Raw genomic sequence first — 19,729 nt, 5'->3', positions numbered from 1 at the left:
GTTCCCCTACATGTGTGGCGGCGGTATGAGGGTGAAGTCCTGCGGTCCGGACGGCTCCGTCGACCGCCAGCCCCTCGACAGGGCCGCTTCGGCGAATCGTGGGCTGCCGAAGTAGGCGAACGCCGCAGGGGCGTTGGGGACGAGGCCGGAGACGAGCACGCGCGCCACTCTGAGCGGCGTCGCCCTGACGTCCTCGGTGGTCAGGTCGAAGGTGACCACCCGGTGCCCGCCTGCCGCGAGCCGGCCGTCGAGAGCGCCGCGGCTGCCCGGTGCGACGTCCGCGATGTCCACGAGGCCGTGCGCCGGTTCGGTGAACCGCGTGGCCAGCGGGGTCACCCGGTCGTCGAGCCACACCTGGACGTGTGCGCCGAGGTCGCGCACGGCGGCGAAGTCGGTGCCGCAGTCGTCGAGGTATCGCCGGTCGGCCCGGTGTTCCAGATAGAGGCCGGGGGCGAACATGCCCGCGTCGATCGCCTTGAAGACCCAGCCGTCGCGTTCGACCGCTCCCTGGGTGAACACCCAGGTGTGTACGGCTTCGAGTACGGCCTTGCGGGCCGCCTCGGCCGGGTCGTAGCGGCAGGCGAAGCCCGCGGCGTGGATGCCCCGGCGCGGGTCGTGCACGAGCGCAGCCATGCAGGGGGCGAACTCCGAGGGCATCTCGACGATCCACACGTCGAGGTCGCAGCCCTCCAGGTCGGCGGTCAGTCCGGGGACACTGGCCGGGTCGATGCCCCGGGCCGGCCCGTCGAGGTGCCACCACAGTTCCAGGGCGTCGCGCTCGACGATCTCCAGCAGGCCGCGCTCGACGGCGTCGTCGAAACCCTGGCCGGTGGCTATGCCCGCGTAGTTGAGGTGGTGCGTCCGCGGCAGTGAACGCAGTTCCCCCTGGCGCCAGTTGAGGTGGGTCAGGGCGACGGGCGCCCAGCATTCCCCGCCGCCTTCGTCGCCGACGGTCCACAGGGCGGGGGTGTCCGCGAGCAACGGGCGGTAGGGGAAGTTCCGGCGTGCGTACTGCCAGGGCGCGTATCGGGGAAGGTCCTCCGGACCGTACAGCCGCTTCCCCTCGTCGGTGAGCTGCCGGGCCGTCGCGCGCCGCGGCGCCCCGAAGTGCCCGGGCGGCGGCAGCCGGTTGCCGCAGTAGCGTTCGACCGCTTCGGCGACGGCTGCGATCCGGGCTCCCACGGGATCACCGAAGGTCGTCCCGAGCGCGACCCGGTCCGCGGGCCAGGCCCCGAATCTCCGGGCATCGGCCACCTCGGCGGTCATGGCGGTGTAGCGGGGTGGCGCTCCCGCCGGGTGCTCGACGGGCTCCACCGCGCGGATCAGTCCGCAGACGGGGTCCACGAGATCGTCCGGGGTGAGGGGGGCGGCCGGAACGCTGGTGCTGGTCAACGGCAGATCTCCTGGGCGGGATGGACGCGCGCGGCACGGTGCCGGGCTGCGACGACGGGCAGGGCGAGTGCGCTGTCCTGAAGCCGCACGGACCGGCGCGAGGACCGCAGCCGGGTCGCGGTGACCGGGTCCTCCCCGGTGTGCGGATTGCGGGCGTGGGCGGGAAAGTGGTGCCCGCCGACTTCGACGCGCAGACGGGTTCCGGCGGGCAGGCGCCGGGACAGGTGGCCGAGCGGGACCGAGAACCGCACCGTCTCGTGCGCGGGGTCGGTGCGCCGTACGACACCGGTCGCCAGGTGGTCGGCGACGCCCCGGGGGTCCAGGGCGACGAGGCGTACGACCCAGTCGGCTCCTGGTGTGTCCGCTGCGGCGGTCAACCGGGCACCGGCGCTGCCCAGCAGGTCCAGCGGCCTGGGGAGCGGCGGCGTGATCAGCAGGCAGCGGTCCGCGCGACCGGCCACCGGTACGTTCAAGTGGTCGGAACGCAGGGGATGTTCGGGGTCGGCAACGAAACCGGGCCCGCCCAGCAGACGCAGGGCGGTGGCGAAGGGGTACGCGGTGGCTTCCGGTCCGTCCGTCACGGAGGCCCACCAGCCGCTGCCTCCCAGCGCGGTGACACCGCGCCGCCCGGCGGTGAGACCTCCGGCCAGTGCCGCCTCCGCCCAACGGACGTACAGACGGCCGAGGTCGAGCCGGTGCTGCGGCCGGGCCTCCGGGCCGGGGGACGCGGTCAGCGCATGCCCCCAGGGGCCCATCAGCAGCCGGGCGGGGCCGCCCCACTGCCGCCACAGCTCCACCGTGTCCTCACGGAACGGGTCACGCGTGCCGCCCACGGCCAGCAGCGGGAGGCGGGCGTCCGCCGCGCGGGCGAGCAGGCCACCGTCGCGTTCCGCCGCCCACAGGTGCGGCCAGGAGGGCAGAGCCCGCCCCAGCCTGGACGGAAGTCCGGCGACGGGGAGGTGTTCGAACAGGCGCGGGTCCTGCGCGAGGGCGTCCCGCAGGGCGTTCTCGTCGGACGTACGGCGGTCCCCGTGCGCGGCCCACCAGCCGGCGCGGGCCAACAGCCGTTCGGGACCACCCGGTTCGCGCGCAGTCTCGGCGTGCCCGAGCGCGGGCACGGCCGCGACGACGGCGTCCGGGCGGCCGTCCGCCGACGCTCCGAGCGCGGCCGCCAGCGCGCAGTGCGCGCCGTACGAACTCCCCTGGGCCACGACCTGGCCGTTGCTCCAGGGCTGCTCGCGCAAGCGGCGCACGGTCGCGGCGCCGTCCGCCTCCTCGCTGCGGTAGGGGTGCCACTGCCCCTCCGACGCGTACCGCCCCCGTACGTCCTGTGCCAGGGCCGCGAAGCCCGAGGCGGCCCAGGCGCGCAGCTCGGCGCGGTGCCGGCGACGGTCGTACGGTGTGCGGATCAGGACCGCCGGGAACGGCCCGTCGCCCGCCGGGAGGCAGAGGTCCGCGGTGAGCCGTGCCCCGTCGGCCGTACCGACCAGCAGAGTGGTGGCCGCGCCGGACGCGGTCATCGGGGCGCGCCCCGCCCGTGGACCGGGGCCACGGCGGGCACCGGCAGAACAGGGTGCTCACTGACCGTCAGGTCGCGCAGGTCCACCCGGCGCAGACGGCGGCGTACGGGCAGGCGGCCCGTCGTGTGCTGTCCGGTGGCCCAGGCGATCAGGTCTGCGGTGAGCAGTTCCACGATCAGTGCCGCCGACGCCTCGGTGCCGCACCCCGGGGTCCCTGCCGTCCGGTGACCGGCCCAGTACGCGGCGAGTTCGCGGTGCGCCGGGGAGGCGGCGAGCCGTCTCAGGCGCACGTGCGCCGAGGTGACGTCACCGGCTTCGGCGGCGAGGGGTTCGATCCACGCCTGGAAGCCCTCGCGATGGCAGCGCAGCCAGCCGATCCCCTGTGCGGGGAGCCGGTCGGCCGCGTCCCACAGGCCCTCGGGGACGGGCCTGTCGAGGCACCAGACGACCGCGGCCGGCATCCCGTGGGCGAGGCCGGCGCCCGCTTCGGCAGGCGCGGTGAGCTCGTCGGCGCCGGGGCGCGTGACCTCGGCGCCTTCCGCGGCGGCCCGGCGTGCCAGGGCGCCCGCCAGCGGCTCGTCGCCGAGGACGTGTACGGCCCGGCCCGTCAGCGGTCGCGCGATGCGCTCCCCCGCGTATCCGGCGTCCTCGAACGCCGTCACGAGCTCATCCAGCTCCGGGCTCCCTGCCCGGCCGCCTTCGAACCTCGCCACCAGTTCCTCCGCCGCCACCTGCCCGGTGTCGACGCGCAGGAACTCCCCGTCCTGCGTGCGCACCGCGAGGCCCTGTCCGGGCACGGCGACGAGTTCGACGCCTGGTGCGAGTCTGCTGACGGTCACGAGTGGGCTCCTAGCTGGGGGTCGGCTGCGCAGACGGAGCGGGCCCGCCCAACGACTGGGCGGGCCCGCTCACTTGGCTCTACTTGTCGTCGCCGTCGGCGAACTCGGCGTCGTCGAAGGGGTTCTCGACGAGGGCGTTGGAGTGGGTCGCCGACAGGTGGGCCAGCTGACCCTGCTCGGCGATCGGGCTGAACACCTTGTTCTGCTCCATGAGAAGTCTCCATTCGCTTGTGGGACCGCGGCACCTGGTCGGCGCCGCAGCACAGACACTAATGAATACGATTATCATTCCGCAATAGCTCTTCGGGGGGCAGAGGGTGATCTGGGTAACACACCGGCCACCCGCCGACCGGGTCCGTGCCCACCCGACCCGCCACGCCCAGCACTTCGGCGAGCAGGCCGGGTGTGACGATGCGTCCGGGCGGTCCGTCGGCAGCCACCCGGCCGCCCCGCAGAGCGACGATGCGGTCCGCGAAACGCGCCGCGTGGCCCAGGTCGTGCAGCACCATCACCACGGTCAGGGAGCGCTCCTCCCGCAGCCTCACCACCGTCTGCAGCACCTCCAGTTGATGGCGCAGATCGAGGTAGGTGGTGGGCTCGTCCAGGAGCAGTACGTTCGTGTCCTGCGCCAGGGACATGGCCAGCCGGACCCGCTGACGCTCACCGCCCGAGAGGGAATCGACCATCCTGTCCGACCAGTCGGAGACCCCGACGTCGGCCAGCGCCCGCGCACAGACGCCGTCGGCGCCCTCCCGGAGCATGCCGAGGGGGCCCCGGGCCGCGTACCGCCCCTGCCTGACCAGTTGACGCACCGTCATGCCCGGTACCGAGGGCGAGGACTGATGGAGCAGCGCGACGCGTCGCGCCGTGGCTCTGCGGGAGAGCCGTGCCACGTCCTCGCCATCCAGCAGGACGCGCCCGGACGAGGGCCGCAGCAGCCCGGCGACGAGCCGGAGCAAGGTGCTCTTCCCGCAGCCGTTGAGGCCGACCAGGGCCACGGATTCGCCCGGGGCGACCCGCAGACGGATGTCCGCGAGGACCGTACGTCCCGGATAGCCGAAGCTCACTCCGTCCACGGAGACGGCGTCCCGCGTCGCTGCGCCGGCGGGGCCCCCAGGATCTGCCGCACCCTTCTCCCGTACGCCCTCGTCCGAGGTCTGTGGAATGATCATCCGTCCTCCTGAATGCACTGGGGTGTCATCTGCCGCACCGTTCACACCTGTCCCGCCCCGTGGCGTCGGGCCACGACGAGCAGGAGCACGGCGCCCACACACGTCGTCAAAGCCCCGGCGGGCACGGTCATCCGCTCGGCGCCCAGCCCTTCCACCAGGACGCGGGAGAGCACCTGCGCCCCCGCGTCCGCGCCGCACACCACCACCGCTCCGATCAGCGCGGCCCCCGGCAGCGTGGCCCGCAGGTCGGCGCCGAAGACCGCGAGCGCCAGATGCGGCACGAGCAGCCCCACGAAACCGAGCGCCCCGACGGCGGAGACCGCACCGGCGGTCAGCGCGACGGCGCCCACGAGTGCGGCTCCGCGCGCCCTTCCGGCCACCAGTCCCGCCGCCGTCGCCTGCTCGTCCCCGCACCGCAGCAGCGTCAGCGGTGCGGCCAGCGCGCAGGAGGCGACGCCCCACACCAGGGCCCAGGGCCACAGGAGCGTCCAGTGCTCCCACACCCGGCCCTCGGTCGAACCGATCAGCCACTGCACGACGCTGCCGAGCTCGCCCGGCGCGACCAGCAGCACCATCGAGGTGAGCCCGGCGAGCACGGCGGACACCAGCACCCCGTGGACCGCCGTCTCCTCGGGGTCGCTCCTGCGGCGCCCGGCGAGGAGCCACAGCAGTCCCGCTCCGGTGAAGCCGCCCAGGCACGCGGCGACGACGACCGCCGTCGGGGATTCCCAGCCCGCCAGCCCCAGTCCGGTCGCCGTGACGGCTCCGAGCACGGCGCCGGGGGTGACGCCCGTGACCTCCGGTCCGGCCAGCGGATTGCGCAGCGCCGACTGGAGCAGGAGGCCCGCCAGTCCCAGGCTCGCCCCGGCGCCGAGTGCGACGAGCGCGCGCGGCACCCTCAGCCGCAGGACGATGTGCCGGGCGGTGGGGTCGCCCTGGCCGGTCAGCACCTCCCACACCTGGCCGGCGGAGGGGCTCCGCCCGGCGAACAGGCAGGCGCAGAAGGCGACGGCCACCAGTGCCGCCAGCAGGCAGAGCTTCGCTCCCGCCCCCCATGCGAACGGCGCGCGCGGGGTCCCGGGCGGCCGTGCCCGTACAGCAGTCGGTGCGCTCACCGGTCTCCTCCCGCCATGACGTCACGTCTTCCGGATGCCTGTCGCGGGGGCTCGTTCCGCCGGATTCTCAACAGGGCCACGCCCGCGGGAACCCCGAGCAGCGCGGTCCACGCACCGACCGGTGTCTCGATCGGTGCCAGGGCGAGCCGGGCCGGCTGGTCGGCGCACAGCACGACCAGCGCGCCGCACAGGGCGGACCACGGAAGCAGGTTCAGCGCGTCCGCCCCCGGGCTCATCCTTCGCGCCAGCTGCGGGGCGAGGAAGCCCGCCCAGGCGACAGGTCCACAGACCGCCACGACGGGGGCGATCAGTACGATCGCGAGGGCGAGGGCGCCGAAGCGGGCCCACCGGACCCGTACACCCAGGGCGCGGGCGTCGTCGTCCCCGAGACGCAGCACGCCGAGGACCGGAGCACACAGCACCAGTGCGGGCGCCGCGACGAGCAGCCAGGGACCGAGTCCCACCACGTCGTCCCAGGTGCGGGCGGACAGACTGCCCAGCAGGTAGCGGTAGATCAGCTGGAGGTCCAACTGGTCGGCCAGCACCATCAGCACCAGGAGTCCGGCCTGGAGAGCCGCCGACACCGCCGCTCCGGTCAGGAGCACGGCGGAGGGGCTGCGCCCGAACCCCGCGGCCACGAGGGTGAGGACGCCGCCGAACACCGCACCGCCGAGCGCCAACAGGGGCTGCACAGCGGCGGGGACCGAGAGCGCCAGCACCAGCGGAGCGGCGACGCCGAGCGCCGCGCCCGAGGAGACGCCGATCATCTCCGGCACCGCGAGGGGGTTGCGCAACGCTTCCTGGAGCACCAGGCCGGCGGCGCCCAGACAGGCTCCGGCGGCGAGCGCGAGCACCAGCCGCGGAAGCCGGAGTTCGGTGAGGACGACCGCCTCCAGGCCGTCACCGCCCAGGGCCGCGGGCAGCCGGTGCGGCGCCACGAACGGCGTGCCCAGGCAGAGTGCGACACCGGCTGTGGCCACCAGGAGGGCCAAGGCGCCCGCCAGTTGACGTATCACCGCAGCGCGGCCGCTGCCTCGTTGACGTATCACCGCAGCGCGGCCGTTGCCTCGTCGAGGACGATGCCGAGCGAACGGGTCCCCCGCCCCTTGGCCCACACCTCGGAGTTCACCTCGACGACCTTGTCGTTCCTGACGGCCGGGATGCGGGACCAGAGCGGGTTGTCGGACAGCTTGGCGGAGAGCTTCCCGTCCGAGGCGCCGAAGGACAGCGTCTCGACGAAGAGCACGTCGACATCGCGGGCGAGGATCTCCTCCAGGCTGTAGCTGCCCTCGACCCCCCGCCCCTCCCACGGGTACGAGGAGATCTTCGGGAAGAGCCCGGCGGCGACGTCGTTCTTCGGCGTAGCGACGCCGAAGTTCTCGTCGCTGCCGAAGATGATCAGGGCGGTCTTTCCGCTCTTCTCCCCCTCCGCCGCGGCGAGCTTCGTGCGCAGGCGCTTCTCGGCCGCCTCCGCCTGCTCCGTACGCCCGGTCAGCGCGGCCAGGTTCCGCAGATAGCCGACGCTGTCCTCCCAGGTGGAGGGCTGGACCGGCCAGAAGGTGGTCGCGCCCTTCAGCGCGGGGGCGAGCTTCCCGTGGGTGTCTTCGAGGCCGATGACCAGATCCGGCTCGTGGGAGAGGATCGCTTCGGCCTCCGGGCTGAGGAAGCCGCCGGGTACCACCGGAATCCGGCCCGCCCGCTCCGGCCCGAGGAACGCCGGGTGGGCGAGCAGCGTGGAGTTGGTGGCCGTCGGGGTCATACCGAGCTCCGCGAGCATGTCGTCGCACAGCGCGACGAGGCACACCACCCGCTTCGGCGGCCGCTCGGCGGTGATGGTGACGCCCTGCGCGTCGGTGATCGTGCTCGACGCCTTGACGGGCCGGACGTCCACCGCCGTCCTCGGGCCGGCGCCATCCGCTCCGGCCTTGCCCGACGCGGGCTCCTCGGTGGCGCCGCATCCCACCAGGAACGACCCCATCACGATGGCCGCCGCCCAACGGCGGATTCCTCTCACTGCGCGCGACATGACGTGCCCTCTGTTCCTGTTGTCGGCCGGGGGGTGACGAATCGGTACCGAGGGGGCCGTCCCGGACCCGGCCTCTCCTCACCGCGATTTAGACATGATAATCATTATCAAAGCAACCCCTGCCCGCCGCCCCAGCCCCGGAGACCGCCCCATGCCCCTCGGACCGCGCCTGATCGTCGGCGACCAAGTAGCCGGACACATACGGGTCGTTGACCTGCGCGACGGACGTACGACGGCCCGGCTCGTCGGACGCCATCCCGCCGAGCACGCGGGCTTCCTCGCCCTTCCGCGCCACCGCACCGCGTGCGTCGACGACCGGGCAGGCGAGCTGCTGATCCTCGATCCGTACGGGCCGGAATCGGGTCGCCCTCTCATCGAGCGCCGGGTACCGGTCGCGGTGCCCGCCGAGCACCTTGCCGCAGATTCCACGGGCCGCCGGATCGCCGTCACCACCGGCCTCGGCCGCAACTGGTCTGCCTGGTCGGACCAGTTGACAGCCGTCGATCTGGAGGCCGAGGGAGATGCCGGCGCGGTGCGCGTACGGACCCGCGTGGGCGAACCGGGTGTCACCGTGGCCGGACCGCCCGAGGACCCCCTCGTCGTGCTGCGCCATCGGGAGCCGGGCGAACTGACGGCCTACCGGCACTCCGCGCTGATGAGGGCAGCCCCCTCGTGTCCGCCCGCCGAACCCGTATCGGCACTCTCGCTGCCCGATGACGACGGGCACGGCGACGCCTACGACCCGCCGACCGGCCGGCTGTTCGCGGCCGCCGGGTCGGGCGTCCACACGGCCCGCCCCGACGGCGGCGGGCTCGTGGCCGGGGAGACCATCCCGTGGGCGGCCGGCGGACGCGGCGGGGGCCGCGGCTACTACCTGCGGCTCGATGCCGCGCACCGGACGCTCTGGTCGTGTGTACGGAGCGGGCCCGAGGCCGCCGAGAGCTGGCCGGACTGGGCCAACGACGCCTGGTGGCACCATCTCGACTCGGCCACGACGGGCCGACTGCGCCTCGGGCCCGGCCTGGTCTTCCGCCTGGCGGTGGCGGCGGGCCACGTCGCCTTCAGCCGCGTCCACCCCGACGGCGACGAACTCCTCCTCGTCTCCACCGGGGACGGCCCGCCGGCCGTGACCGCGCGGCTGCCGCTGCCGCCCATGGCGGGCGCACCGCGCAGGGGCGGCACTCCGTGGGACGGCGTCCAGCGGCGGGCGACAGCGGCCTCGCCCGGCGGGTCCCTGGTCGCCGTGTCACGCGGGGGCCACGGCGAAGTCCATGTGTTCGACGCCGCTACGGCCCGGCAGACGGCGCTCGTCACTGTGGAGACCCCGCTCGACGAGGGCGGCCTGCTGGCACTGATGACACCCGACGACGAGGCCCACCTCGATCCGGTCGGCCGCTGACACAGTGGCCCGCGTCCCCCGCCGCGGGGAACGCGGGCCACACCCTCGGGCAGGGCCCGTACGTCGCTACCAGGACGACTTGGTGACTCCGGGCAGGAACCCGGCGTGCGCCTGCTCGCGCATCCGCACCCGCGAAAGCCCGAACTTCCGAAGGTGCCCACGGGGCCTGCCGTCCACGCTGTCCCGGTTGCGCACCCGGGTGGCACTGGCGTCACGGGGCTGGGCACGCAACTCCGCGACGGCCGCCGCCCGTTCCGCCTCCGTCGAGGACGGCCGCCGGACGATCCCCTTCAGCCCGGCCCGCCGGGCCGCGTACCGGGCGACGACCACCTTGCGCTTCTCGTTCTGCGCGATCTTGCTCTTCCTGGCCATCAGACCTTCACTCCCCGCGCGCGGATACGGGCGACAGCGGCCTCGATCCCGATGATGTCGATGGCCTTGATGGCCCTGGCGCTGAGGGTCAGCCGGACATGGCGGCCCTCGCTCGGAAGCCAGTAGCGCTTGCGCTGGATGTTCGGGTCGAAGCGGCGCGAGGTGCGCCGGTGCGAGTGGGAAATGCTGTTACCGAAGCCCGGCCGGGCGCCGGTCAGTTGGCAGTGGGCGGACATGGGGGGCTACCTGCTCTCTACGGACGACAGCTTAACGATAATGGAAACCATTCCCATATAGTAGCCGCCGGGCCCGCGGGCCAACGGGCGCGCGCCGCGACCGAGCGGCGCGCGATGCGCATCGATTCGGACCGAAATTGTTTCGGTCATGACGCGCCATTGTTTCGATGACATGTATCACTCAGGATCTCTTGGGAGCCACCTTTCCGTGCGACAGACGGGCAGGGGCGGGCCGGTCGGTCCTGAAAGCTTTCGAGCCGGCCCGCCCCCGCCTGTCTTCACTTCCCAGGAGACCTCCATGCCCAGACGCACCGTCCACGCCCTGACCGCGGCGACTGCCGCCGTGCTCGTGCTGGGAGCCGCCACCCAGACGGCGTCCGCCCACCCCGGCAAGCACGACAGGACGCTGCGCGCCCTGGCCGAGCGCCCCGACCTTCGGATCGGCACGGCCGTCGACACCGCCGCCCTCGCCGCCGACGCCCCGTACCGGGCCCTCACCGCAGGCGAGTTCGACTCGGTGACCGCCGAGAACGTCATGAAGTGGGAAGCGGTGGAGCCCAGTCGCGGCACGTACGACTGGTCCCAGGCGGACCGCCTGATGGCCTTCGCCAAGAAGCACGAGCAGGAGGTCCGCGGCCACACACTGCTCTGGCACAGTCAGCTCCCGGCCTGGCTCACCTCGGGGGTCGCCGACGGTTCGATCGAGACGGACGAACTGCGCCGGATCCTGCGCGCCCACATCACCGCCGAGGTCACGCACTTCAAGGGCCGGATCTACCAGTGGGACGTCGTCAACGAGATCTTCAACGAGGACGGCACCTACCGGGACTCGCTCTGGCTGCGGGAGCTGGGCCCGTCCTACGTCGCCGACGCGTTCCGCTGGGCGCACGCCGCCGACCCCGGGGCGACCCTCTTCCTCAACGACTACAACGTCGAGGGGATCAACGCCAAGTCGACCGCGTACTACGACCTGGCCCGAGAGCTACTCGCCGAGGGCGTTCCGGTCCAGGGCCTCGGAATCCAGGGGCACCTGGACATCCAGTACGGCTTCCCCACGGACGTGCGGGCGAACCTGGAGCGCTTCGCGGCGCTGGGTCTTGAGACCGCGTTCACCGAGGTCGACGTCCGTATGACCCTGCCGGCCGACGCCCCGGACCTGGCGCGGCAGGCCGACGACTACCGCAGACTCCTCGCCGCCTGCCTCGCGGTCCGCTCCTGCACCTCGTTCACCGTATGGGGCTTCACCGACAAGTACTCCTGGGTGCCCGGCGTCTTCGACGGCCAGGGCGCCGCCAACATCCTCGACGCGGACTTCGCCGTGAAACCCGCGTACACCGCACTCCTCGCCGAGCTGCGGACGGCCGCCCGCACCAAGCGGTAACACCCCCCTCATCCACCCGTACGGTCCGTCAACAGAAGGAAGAGATTGTCATGATCAGCACAACTCGAAACACTCCCGGGGAAGGCCGCACACCCCTGCGTGCCTACGCGCACAGGGCACTGGCCCTCTCCGTCACAGGGCTGCTCACCGCCACCGGCGTCGTCGCCCTGTCCGGCACCGCGCACGCGGCGAGCACCCTCGGCGAGTCGGCAGCCGCCAAGGGCCGCTACTTCGGCACGGCGGTCGCGGCGAACCATCTCGGCGAGGCGCCCTACGCCGCCACGCTGAACACCGAGTTCAACTCGGTGACCCCGGAGAACGAGATGAAGTGGGACGCGCTGGAGCCGTCCCGGGGATCGTTCACCTACGGGGCCGCCGACCAGATCGTCAGCCACGCGCAGGGCCGCGGGATGAAGGTGCGCGGGCACACCCTCGTCTGGCACTCCCAACTGCCGGGCTGGGTCGGCTCGCTGGGCGCGAGCGACCTCCGATCGGCGATGAACAACCACATCACCCAGGTCATGCGGCACTACCAGGGCAAGATCCACTCCTGGGACGTCGTCAACGAGGCGTTCCAGGACGGCAGCAGCGGCGCCCGGCGCAGTTCGCCCTTCCAGGACAAGCTCGGCAACGGCTTCATTGAGGAGGCGTTCCGCACCGCGCGGGCCACCGACCCGGCCGCGAAGCTCTGTTACAACGACTACAACACCGACGGGGTGAACGCGAAGTCCAACGCCGTGTACGCCATGGTCAAGGACTTCAAGCAGCGCGGTGTGCCCATCGACTGCGTGGGCTTCCAGAGCCACTTCAACAGCAACTCCCCCGTCCCCGCCGACTACCAGCAGAATCTGCAGCGCTTCGCCGACCTCGGCGTCGACGTGCAGATCACCGAACTGGACATCGAGGGATCGGGGGCCTCGCAGGCCACCAGTTACGCCAACGCGGTGAAGGCGTGCCTCGCGGTGACGCGCTGCACGGGCATCACAGTCTGGGGCGTCACCGACAAGTACTCCTGGCGCAGCAGTGGGACCCCGCTGCTGTTCGACGGCTCCTACAACAAGAAGCCGGCCTACGACGCCGTGCTGGCCGCACTTGGCGGCACGAGCGGCGGCGGTGGCGGTGGCGGCGGGACCCGTACCTGCACCGTCTCGTACGCCAAGCAGGAGACATGGGGAGACCGCTACAACGGCAAGGTGACCGTGACCGCCGGGAGTTCGGCGATCAGCGGCTGGAACGTACGGGTGACCATCGCCTCCTCGCAGGAGATCTCGGCGACCTGGAACGGCACGCCCAGCTGGGACAGCACCGGGAAGGTGATGACGATGACACCGGCCGGCAACGGCAGCCTCGCGGCCGGCGGGACGACGAGCTTCGGCTTCACCGTCATGACGCACGGCAACACCGCACCGCCCGCCGTCAGCGCCTGCACCGCCTCCTGACCCCGGCGCCCGAATGAAGGAGGGGCCTTCGCGAGCGGCTGCTCCGCCGCCCGCGAAGGCCCCTTCCCGGTCCGCGTGTGCCGGACTATCCCGCGTCCGTCAGGATCTCGGTCACGACGTCCATGTGGAGCCGGCGGGTGTGGTCGACCGTGCGCACCGGGCCGGTGAGCGTGACGCGGGCCGTGAGTCGCGCGTCGGTGCTCGACGCGCTCAGCCGCAGTTCGAGATCGCCGGGCTCGACGATCCGATGACCTTCGCGGCCCGTGAAGGACGCGAGGTCCGCGGGTACAGTCGCCCGTACCCTCGCCGCCTGCCCGGGCAGGAGATCGAGGCGGACGTAGCCGATGAGGCGCTGCACCGGCTGGACCACGGAGGCGACCGGGTCGTTCAGATACACCTGCACCACCTCGGTCCCCTCCCGGGTACCGGTGTTGCGGACGGTGCAGGAAAGCGCGAACTCGCCCTCCGTGGATGCCCGTCCGCGCCCCACGACGAGGTCGCTCCACTCGAAGGTGGTGTAGGTCAGACCGTGGCCGAACCCGAAGGCCGGGGTCGGGTCGATGCTGGAGACATCGCTGGAGTGGCCGAGCCGCGCCGCCAGGTACGTGGAGGGCTGGGACCCCGGGTGGCGCGGCACACTGACGGGCAGCCGGCCCGACGGTGCGACCCGGCCGCTGAGCACCGAGGCGATGGCCGTGGTGCCTTCCTCGCCGGGGAAGAACGACTGCACGACGGCTGCGGCCCGGTCCGCCGCCCGCCCGAGGGCGTAGGGGCGTCCGGCGAGCAGGGTGACGACGACGGGGGTGCCGGTGTTGAGGAGCGTGTCGAGCAGCTGCTGCTGCACACCGGGCAGCGCCAGGTTCTCCGCGTCGCAGCCCTCCCCGCTCGTGCCGCGGCCGAAGAGCCCGGCCCGGTCGCCGAGCGCGACGATCACGAGGTCGGCGCCTCCGGCCAGTTCGGCGGCTTCGGCGAAGCCGTCGGTGGCGGAGCCGTCGACGTCCGCACCCCGGGCGGTGACGATCTCACTGTGCGGGAACTCGGCCGCCAACGCCTGCCGGAGGGTCGGCAGTTCGATCCCGAGCGGGGTCCCGGGGTGCTGACCTCCGACGTGGACCGGGAAGGCGTAGCAGCCGAGGACGGCGGTGGGGGTGTCGGCGTTGGGCCCGATCAGGGCGATACGGGTGGGGGCACCGGCGGCCGGTCCGGCGGCCAGCGGAAGCGTGCCGTCGTTGCGCAGGAGTACGACGGCCTGTTCGGCGACCCGGCGGGCGAGCGCGCGGTTCTCGTCGGTGTCGAGCCGGACGGTGCCGCGCAGTGCCCCGGAATCCCCGGCCGCGGAGTCCTCCGCGCCCGGTGCGGTTCCGGCGAGCGCCGGGGGCACCGGACTCCAGTCGGGGTCCAGCAGCCCCAACTGGGCTTTCTGGACGAGCACTCGGCGTACCGCACGGTCCACCAGGGCCTCGGGCACGAGACCCTCCGCGATCGCGTCGCTCAACGGCCGGCCGAACGCCTTGACGGTGGGCAGCTCCACGTCCACCCCCGCGCCGAGTGCGGCACCGGCCGCCTCCCCGAAGGTCCCCGCCACGCCGTGCAGCGTCTTGAGGAACGCGATGCCGAAGTAGTCCGCGACGACGGTCCCGCCGAAGCCCCAGGTGTCGCGGAGCAGTCCGGTCAGCAGCAGTCCGTCGGCCGCCGAGGGGATCCCGTCGGTGTCGGTGTAGGCGTGCATGACGGACCGTACGCCGCCTTCGCGCACGGCCATCTCGAACGGCGCCAGGATGATGTCGGCCCGCTCGCGCGCCCCCATGCCGACGGGGGCGAGGTTGCGGCCCGCCCGCGAGGCGGAGTACCCCGCGAAGTGCTTGAGCGTGGCGACGACACCGGCCGACTCCAGGCCCCGCACATAGGCGGTGGCGACCGTTCCGACGAGATAGGGGTCCTCGCCGATCGTCTCCTCGACGCGGCCCCAGCGTGCGTCGCGTACGACGTCGAGGACCGGGGCGAGGCCCTGGTGCACGCCGACCGAGCGCATGTCGCGGCCGATCGCGGCGGCCATCTCGCGGACCAGCGCCGGATGGAAGGTGGCGCCCCAGGACAGCGGGACCGGGTAGGCGGTCGCACCCCAGGTGGCGAAGCCCGCGAGACATTCCTCATGGGCGAGCGCCGGGATGCCGAATCGATTCGCCCGCGCGATCCGCTCCTGGGTGCGCGACAGCGAGAGCGCACCGACGGCCGGATCGACCGGCGCCGTACCGAACGGGCGGGTCAGCTGGCCGAGGCCGTGCGGGAGGAGGTCGTCGAGGGCGACGGCCTCCTCCATGTCGTGCTGGTACGGGGCGACTTCGGCGCCCTCGTCGGAGGCGCCCACCCAGACGCCGAAGAGCTGGGAGATCTTCTCCTGGAGGGTCATCGCGGCGATCAGGGCGTCGGCCCGGGCCTCGGGAGCGAGGGTCGGGTCGCGCCACGGCGCAGCGCGGGAAGCCCGGGCACCGGGGACAGGCGCGTGGGAGTCCGTGGCCTCGGCGGGTGTCTGCACGCCGGCGTTGTCGATGTTGGCGGTCACTTTCCTCCGACCCCCATCAGCCCCTGGACCAGGGCACGACGGGCGAACAGGTAGACGATCAGGATGGGGAGCATGGACAGGACGACTGCGGCGAGCAGGCCGGGGGTGTCGACTCCGTGTTCCGTCTGGAAGTCGTAGAGACCCATGGTGATCACCTTGGTCTCGGCGGACTGCGTCAGGACGAGAGGGAAGAGGAAGCCGTTCCACGCCTGGAGCGCGGAGAAGACGATGATCGTCGAGACACCGCTCTTCGACAGCGGCAGCACCAGCTGGAAGAACACCCGCCGGGACGAGGCACCGTCGATCGTCATCGCCTCGTACAGATCGGGTGTGATGTCACGCATCACACCCGTGAGGATCAGGGCGCACACCGGCATCGCGAAGGCCGCGGTCGGCAGGATGACGCCGATGAGGTTGTCGTAGAGACCGGCCTCGCTGATGACGAAGAACATCGGGACGATGACCGCCTGCGAGGGGATCGCCAGGCCCAGGAGGAACAGCCGGAACACCGCGGTGGTCGCCCGGCCGCGGCTCCTGACGATGGTGTACGCCAGGGGCGGCACGAGGAGCACGACGATGCCGACCACACACACGGTGACGATCACCGTGTTGAGGAAGTACTGCGCGAAGCCGCTGTTGAGGTCGTTGATGTAGTTGTCGAGCGTGAAGTGCTCGGGAAAGGCCAGCGGGCCGTTCGCCGCGTAGTCGGGGCGCGACTGGAACGTGGCGACGAGCATCACGTACAGCGGCAGCCCGACCACGAGGAGCCAGACCAGCGAGCCGAATCCGGCGAAGTAGTTGGGACGGCTCTTCCTCACAGTCCCTCCATGGTGCTGCGCATCTTGTCGTAGCCCGAGAGCCGCACCACGATCAGCGAGATGACCGTGGAGACGAGGACCAACAGGAGGGCGATGGCGGACGCCGCTCCGTAGTCGAAGCTCTTGAACGCCTTCTGGTACATGTAGTAGGCGCTGATGGTGGTGTCGCTGCCCGGTCCGCCCTGGGTCAGGATGAGGACGGTGTCGAAGGTCGTGAGTCCGCCGACCACCATCAGGATCATCGAGGTGATGATCGAGTTGCGCAGCTGCGGCAGCGTGATGTGGAAGAACTGCCGCACCGTGCCGGCGCCGTCGATCTGCGCCGCCTGGTAGAGGACCGGCGGCACCGCGCGCGCCGCGCCCTGGTAGATCAGCGTGTGGAGCGGCGTGAACTGCCAGGTGCTGACGAAGACGAGGACGCCGATCGCGCTGGACTGCATCCCGAACAGGTTGCCGTCGCCGAACAGCCACGTGGCTTGGGCGGGAACCCCGAAGTTGGGGTCGAGGACGGCGCGCCACAGCACGGACACGGCCGCGATGGACAGCAGCATCGGGACGAAGTAGATGGCGGACAGGACGGCCCGGTTGCGCTGGTGCCCCGCCGCCCAGACACCGAGCAGGATGCTGAGCGGTGTCTGGACGACGACCCCGAGCACGGTGAGCAGGACGCTCAGCCAGAGGCTCTTGATCATGACGGGGTCGTCGAGGAGCTTCTTCCAGTTGTCGAGGCCGGCGAACTCCGGGTCGCTCAGCCCGTCCCAGCTGGCGAAGGAGAGTACGGCGACCATGATGAGCGGGACGATGGCGAAGAGGCCGAAGAAGACGGCGGCGGGGGCCGCCCAGAGGAATCCCGGGCGGCCCGCTCCGATGCCTGACGGGCCGGCGGGCCGACCGGTCCGCCCGGCCTTCTCACTGTCCGCGGAGGCTGTGGCAGGTGGGGTCATGTGATGTGTTCCGCGTCCGGATGTCAGGGAGCTCACGAGGTCGGCAGAGCCTGCATGGCCTCGATGAAGGCGTCCTCGTCCATCGAGCCGTTGAAGAACTGCTGGAGGGACTGGTGCATCGTGGTGGCCGCAGACTGGGGGTACGCCTGGTCCCAGGACAGCTGGAACGCCGGGGCCGCCCTGACCAGGTCGTACTGGAACTTGGCGAACTCGGGGCTGGCGGCGGTGTCCAGGAAGCCTTCGGTGTTGGTCGTGGTCGGCAGGTTGCCGATGCCGAGCTGCGCCTTGACGAACTGGTCCGAGTACATGAGCTTCAGGAACTCGGCGACGACCTGCGGGTGCTTCGTCTTCTTCAGTACGGAGTAGAAGTTGTTGGTGTTGCCGACGATGTTCGCCTGGTCGCCCTTACCGCCCTCGACGGACGGGAACGCGCTGTAGCCGAGGTCGTTCTTCGCGAACTCGGGGTGCGCGTCCTGCTGGGTCGAGTACTCCCACGAGCCCATCAGCTCGAAGGCGGCCTTGCCGGTCGCCAGGAGTGTGGGTGAACCCTGGTCGGTGAACTTCACCGAGTCGTAGTTGGTGCCGAACGCCCCGGCGTCCACCAGCTCCTTGATCTTGCTCAGTGCCTTCCTGCTGTCGGGGCTCGCCCAGGCGTCCTGGTCGCCGTCCAGGGCCTTCTGGAAGAGCTCGGGCCCGGCGATGCGGTCGTAGAGGTACTCGAACCACATCAGCGTCGGCCACCGGTCGCCGCCGCCCAGCGCGATCGGGGTGACGCCGTCGGCCTTCAGCGTCTTGACGGCCGAGAGCAGGTCGTCCCAGGTCTTCGGCGCCTCGACACCGGCCTCCTTGAGGACCTTGCCGTTGTTGAACAGCAGCACGGGCTGCGTGCCACGCATGGGGACGCCGTACGACGTGCCGTCGAGCACCGCGCTGTTGAACACGGACGGCAGGAACTTCGCCTTGAGGTCGGGGTCCTTGGCGATGAAGCCGTCCAGCGGGAGCAGCAGGCCCGCGTCGACGAACGGCTTGATGCTGCCGCCGCCCCAGTTGAAGAAGACGTCGGGCGCCTGCTTGCTGCTGATGATCGTCTGCAGCTTGGCCTGGTAGTCGGCGCCCGGGATCGTATCCAGGACGACCTTCACCTTCGAGGTCTTGTTGAAGGTGGCGACGAGTTCCTTCTCCACCTTGTTCGTCGCGTCCCCGTAGACCAGGACGTGGACGGCGTCGTCCCCGCCGGCCGCGTCGGACCCTCCTCCGCAGGCGGACAGGGACAGCACCAGGGCCAGCGCGGCACCACCGACGACAGCGGACCGCAGGAACCGTGCGCGTTGCTTCATCGACTCGCCTCTCGAAACATTTTCGGTACGATTACCGAAACTTCCTGAGTCGGGACGCTAGGACTCCTCATCTGGGGGGTCAACCCTCGGTCACCGCGTTATCAAAGCGTTACGCCTCGGCGGCAGTTGTTTCGTGCTTTATGCTCCTCGCCATGCGCGATGACGAGGAAATGGGCCGCATCACCCTCGCCCAGGTGGCCCAGCAGGCCGGCGTCTCCATTTCGACAGTTTCGAAGGTCCTCAACGGGCGGCAGGACGTGGCGCCGCCCACGAGGGTCAAGGTGGAGCGTCTGCTGGAGGCCCATGCGTACCGGCGCACCACGCGGTCGGCCCGCGAGGCGCCGCTCATCGAGATCGTGTTCCACGAGCTGGAGAGCATCTGGGCGATGGAGCTGATCCGGGGCGTGGAGAACGTCGCCAAGGCCCACAACGCCGGGGTCGTCCTCACCGAGAGCGGAACCCGGCACTCGCCCAGTCCGGACTGGATGGAGGCGATGCTCCAGCGCCGGCCGCTCGGCGTCGTCCTGGTCTTCTCCGCACTGCCCAGCGAGGTGAAGCAGCAGCTCAGGGCGCGTTCGATCCCGTTCGTCATCATCGACCCGGCGGGCGACCCCGACCCCGACGTACCGTCGGTCGGCTCGGCCAACTGGAACGGCGGACTCGCCGCCACCCGCCATCTGATCGAGTGCGGGCACCGGCGCATCGGGATCATCACCGGGCCCGAGGACATGCTGTGCTCCCGGGCCCGGCTCGACGGCTACCGGTCGGCGATGAGCATGGCCGGGCTGGAGGTCGACCCCGAGCTCATCCTGTTCGGCGACTTCCACGTGGAGGGCGGATACGACCGCGCCGCCGAGATGCTGTCCCGGCCGCAGCGGCCCACCGCGATCTTCGCGGGCAGCGACCTCCAGGCGCTCGGCGTCCTGGAAGCCGCCCGGGTGAACGGGCTGCGCGTGCCGCACGACCTCTCGGTGGTCGGCTACGACGACGTGTCCATCGCCCGCTGGGCCAGCCCCGCCCTGACCACGGTCCACCAGCCGCTGCGTCAGATGGCGGAGGAGGCGGCGCAGATGCTGATGCGACTGCGGGCCCAGGAACCGGTGTCGACGCGGCTGGAGCTGGCCACCACTCTGGTCGTACGCAAGAGCACGGCGCCACCGCCCGAGGAGGACTGAG

18 protein-coding genes are annotated in these 19,729 nt (G+C 71.6%); 4 read left to right on the top strand and 14 right to left on the bottom strand.

The window, feature by feature from the left end; translation table 11 throughout:
• Nucleotides 1–6: 6 nt before the first annotated feature.
• The 8 genes from ACFWSK_RS09045 to ACFWSK_RS09010 form a co-directional block, all read right to left on the bottom strand.
• Nucleotides 7–1,398 (bottom strand): YcaO-like family protein, encoded by a 1,392-nt coding sequence (locus tag ACFWSK_RS09045; protein ID WP_383783344.1) that lies wholly within the window; start codon nucleotides 1,396–1,398, stop codon nucleotides 7–9.
• Nucleotides 1,389–2,912, bottom strand: coding sequence for a CocE/NonD family hydrolase (locus ACFWSK_RS09040; RefSeq protein WP_383783207.1), 1,524 nt, complete (start codon nucleotides 2,910–2,912; stop codon nucleotides 1,389–1,391). Before ACFWSK_RS09040 ends, ACFWSK_RS09045 begins: the two co-directional genes overlap by 10 nt.
• Nucleotides 2,909–3,751 (bottom strand): hypothetical protein, encoded by an 843-nt coding sequence (locus ACFWSK_RS09035; protein ID WP_383783206.1) that lies wholly within the window; start codon nucleotides 3,749–3,751, stop codon nucleotides 2,909–2,911. Before ACFWSK_RS09035 ends, ACFWSK_RS09040 begins: the two co-directional genes overlap by 4 nt.
• 79 nt (nucleotides 3,752–3,830) lie before the next feature.
• Nucleotides 3,831–3,962, bottom strand: a complete 132-nt coding sequence (gene amiA / locus ACFWSK_RS09030) for a streptamidine family RiPP (RefSeq protein WP_383783205.1) — start codon at nucleotides 3,960–3,962, stop codon at nucleotides 3,831–3,833.
• A gap of 58 nt (nucleotides 3,963–4,020) precedes the next feature.
• The gene (locus ACFWSK_RS09025; protein ID WP_383783204.1) at nucleotides 4,021–4,923 is read right to left on the bottom strand and encodes an ABC transporter ATP-binding protein; all 903 of its coding nucleotides are present in this window, start codon (nucleotides 4,921–4,923) and stop codon (nucleotides 4,021–4,023) included.
• Between the two features lie 41 nt (nucleotides 4,924–4,964).
• Entirely contained in the window at nucleotides 4,965–5,954 is a 990-nt protein-coding gene (locus tag ACFWSK_RS09020) for a FecCD family ABC transporter permease (protein WP_383783343.1), read from the bottom strand.
• A gap of 80 nt (nucleotides 5,955–6,034) precedes the next feature.
• Nucleotides 6,035–7,018: a FecCD family ABC transporter permease gene (locus ACFWSK_RS09015; RefSeq protein WP_383783203.1), complete on the bottom strand. Its 984-nt coding sequence runs from the start codon at nucleotides 7,016–7,018 to the stop codon at nucleotides 6,035–6,037.
• 65 nt (nucleotides 7,019–7,083) lie between these two features.
• The gene (locus tag ACFWSK_RS09010) at nucleotides 7,084–8,064 is read right to left on the bottom strand and encodes an ABC transporter substrate-binding protein (RefSeq protein WP_383783202.1); all 981 of its coding nucleotides are present in this window, start codon (nucleotides 8,062–8,064) and stop codon (nucleotides 7,084–7,086) included.
• 151 nt (nucleotides 8,065–8,215) lie between these two features.
• On the opposite strand from ACFWSK_RS09010, the gene ACFWSK_RS09005 reads away from it, so the two are divergent.
• Nucleotides 8,216–9,463 carry a hypothetical protein gene (locus tag ACFWSK_RS09005; RefSeq protein WP_383783201.1) on the top strand — a complete coding sequence of 416 codons (1,248 nt, stop codon included), beginning with the start codon at nucleotides 8,216–8,218 and terminating at the stop codon, nucleotides 9,461–9,463.
• Nucleotides 9,464–9,529: 66 nt separating this feature from the next.
• Here the strand turns inward: ACFWSK_RS09005 and rpsN are convergent, their stop codons facing one another.
• Nucleotides 9,530–9,835 carry a 30S ribosomal protein S14 gene (rpsN, locus tag ACFWSK_RS09000; RefSeq protein ID WP_383783200.1) on the bottom strand — a complete coding sequence of 102 codons (306 nt, stop codon included), beginning with the start codon at nucleotides 9,833–9,835 and terminating at the stop codon, nucleotides 9,530–9,532.
• The gene (rpmB, locus tag ACFWSK_RS08995) at nucleotides 9,835–10,071 is read right to left on the bottom strand and encodes a 50S ribosomal protein L28 (RefSeq protein WP_383783199.1); all 237 of its coding nucleotides are present in this window, start codon (nucleotides 10,069–10,071) and stop codon (nucleotides 9,835–9,837) included. Before rpmB ends, rpsN begins: the two co-directional genes overlap by 1 nt.
• Before the next feature lie 298 nt (nucleotides 10,072–10,369).
• Between rpmB and ACFWSK_RS08990 the strand changes: the two genes are divergently transcribed.
• Together ACFWSK_RS08990 and ACFWSK_RS08985 are read left to right on the top strand one after the other, a co-directional pair.
• Nucleotides 10,370–11,452, top strand: coding sequence for an endo-1,4-beta-xylanase (locus tag ACFWSK_RS08990; RefSeq protein WP_383783198.1), 1,083 nt, complete (start codon nucleotides 10,370–10,372; stop codon nucleotides 11,450–11,452).
• A 50-nt stretch (nucleotides 11,453–11,502) separates the two neighbouring features.
• Nucleotides 11,503–12,891: an endo-1,4-beta-xylanase gene (locus tag ACFWSK_RS08985; RefSeq protein ID WP_383783197.1), complete on the top strand. Its 1,389-nt coding sequence runs from the start codon at nucleotides 11,503–11,505 to the stop codon at nucleotides 12,889–12,891.
• A gap of 85 nt (nucleotides 12,892–12,976) precedes the next feature.
• Here the strand turns inward: ACFWSK_RS08985 and ACFWSK_RS08980 are convergent, their stop codons facing one another.
• From ACFWSK_RS08980 to ACFWSK_RS08965, 4 genes are read right to left on the bottom strand one after another with little or no spacing between them, the layout of a single operon-like run.
• Nucleotides 12,977–15,454 carry a beta-glucosidase gene (locus ACFWSK_RS08980; RefSeq protein ID WP_383783196.1) on the bottom strand — a complete coding sequence of 826 codons (2,478 nt, stop codon included), beginning with the start codon at nucleotides 15,452–15,454 and terminating at the stop codon, nucleotides 12,977–12,979.
• Nucleotides 15,451–16,272, bottom strand: coding sequence for a carbohydrate ABC transporter permease (locus ACFWSK_RS08975; protein ID WP_383783195.1), 822 nt, complete (start codon nucleotides 16,270–16,272; stop codon nucleotides 15,451–15,453). The genes ACFWSK_RS08980 and ACFWSK_RS08975 overlap by 4 nt, the downstream gene beginning before the upstream one ends.
• Complete coding sequence (locus ACFWSK_RS08970) at nucleotides 16,269–17,216, bottom strand: carbohydrate ABC transporter permease (RefSeq protein ID WP_383783194.1); 948 nt, start codon at nucleotides 17,214–17,216, stop codon at nucleotides 16,269–16,271. The genes ACFWSK_RS08975 and ACFWSK_RS08970 overlap by 4 nt, the downstream gene beginning before the upstream one ends.
• A 32-nt stretch (nucleotides 17,217–17,248) precedes the next feature.
• Nucleotides 17,249–18,553 carry an ABC transporter substrate-binding protein gene (locus ACFWSK_RS08965; RefSeq protein WP_383783193.1) on the bottom strand — a complete coding sequence of 435 codons (1,305 nt, stop codon included), beginning with the start codon at nucleotides 18,551–18,553 and terminating at the stop codon, nucleotides 17,249–17,251.
• 140 nt (nucleotides 18,554–18,693) lie between these two features.
• On the opposite strand from ACFWSK_RS08965, the gene ACFWSK_RS08960 reads away from it, so the two are divergent.
• Nucleotides 18,694–19,728, top strand: a complete 1,035-nt coding sequence (locus ACFWSK_RS08960; protein WP_383783192.1) for a LacI family DNA-binding transcriptional regulator — start codon at nucleotides 18,694–18,696, stop codon at nucleotides 19,726–19,728.
• Nucleotide 19,729 lies beyond the last annotated feature (1 nt).

The sequence above is a fragment of the Streptomyces sp. NPDC058620 genome (assembly GCF_042717135.1).
Taxonomy (GTDB): Bacteria; Actinomycetota; Actinomycetes; order Streptomycetales; family Streptomycetaceae; genus Streptomyces.
The sequence above is the reverse complement of the archived record's forward strand: the minus strand, read 5'-3'. Positions and strand labels throughout refer to the sequence as shown.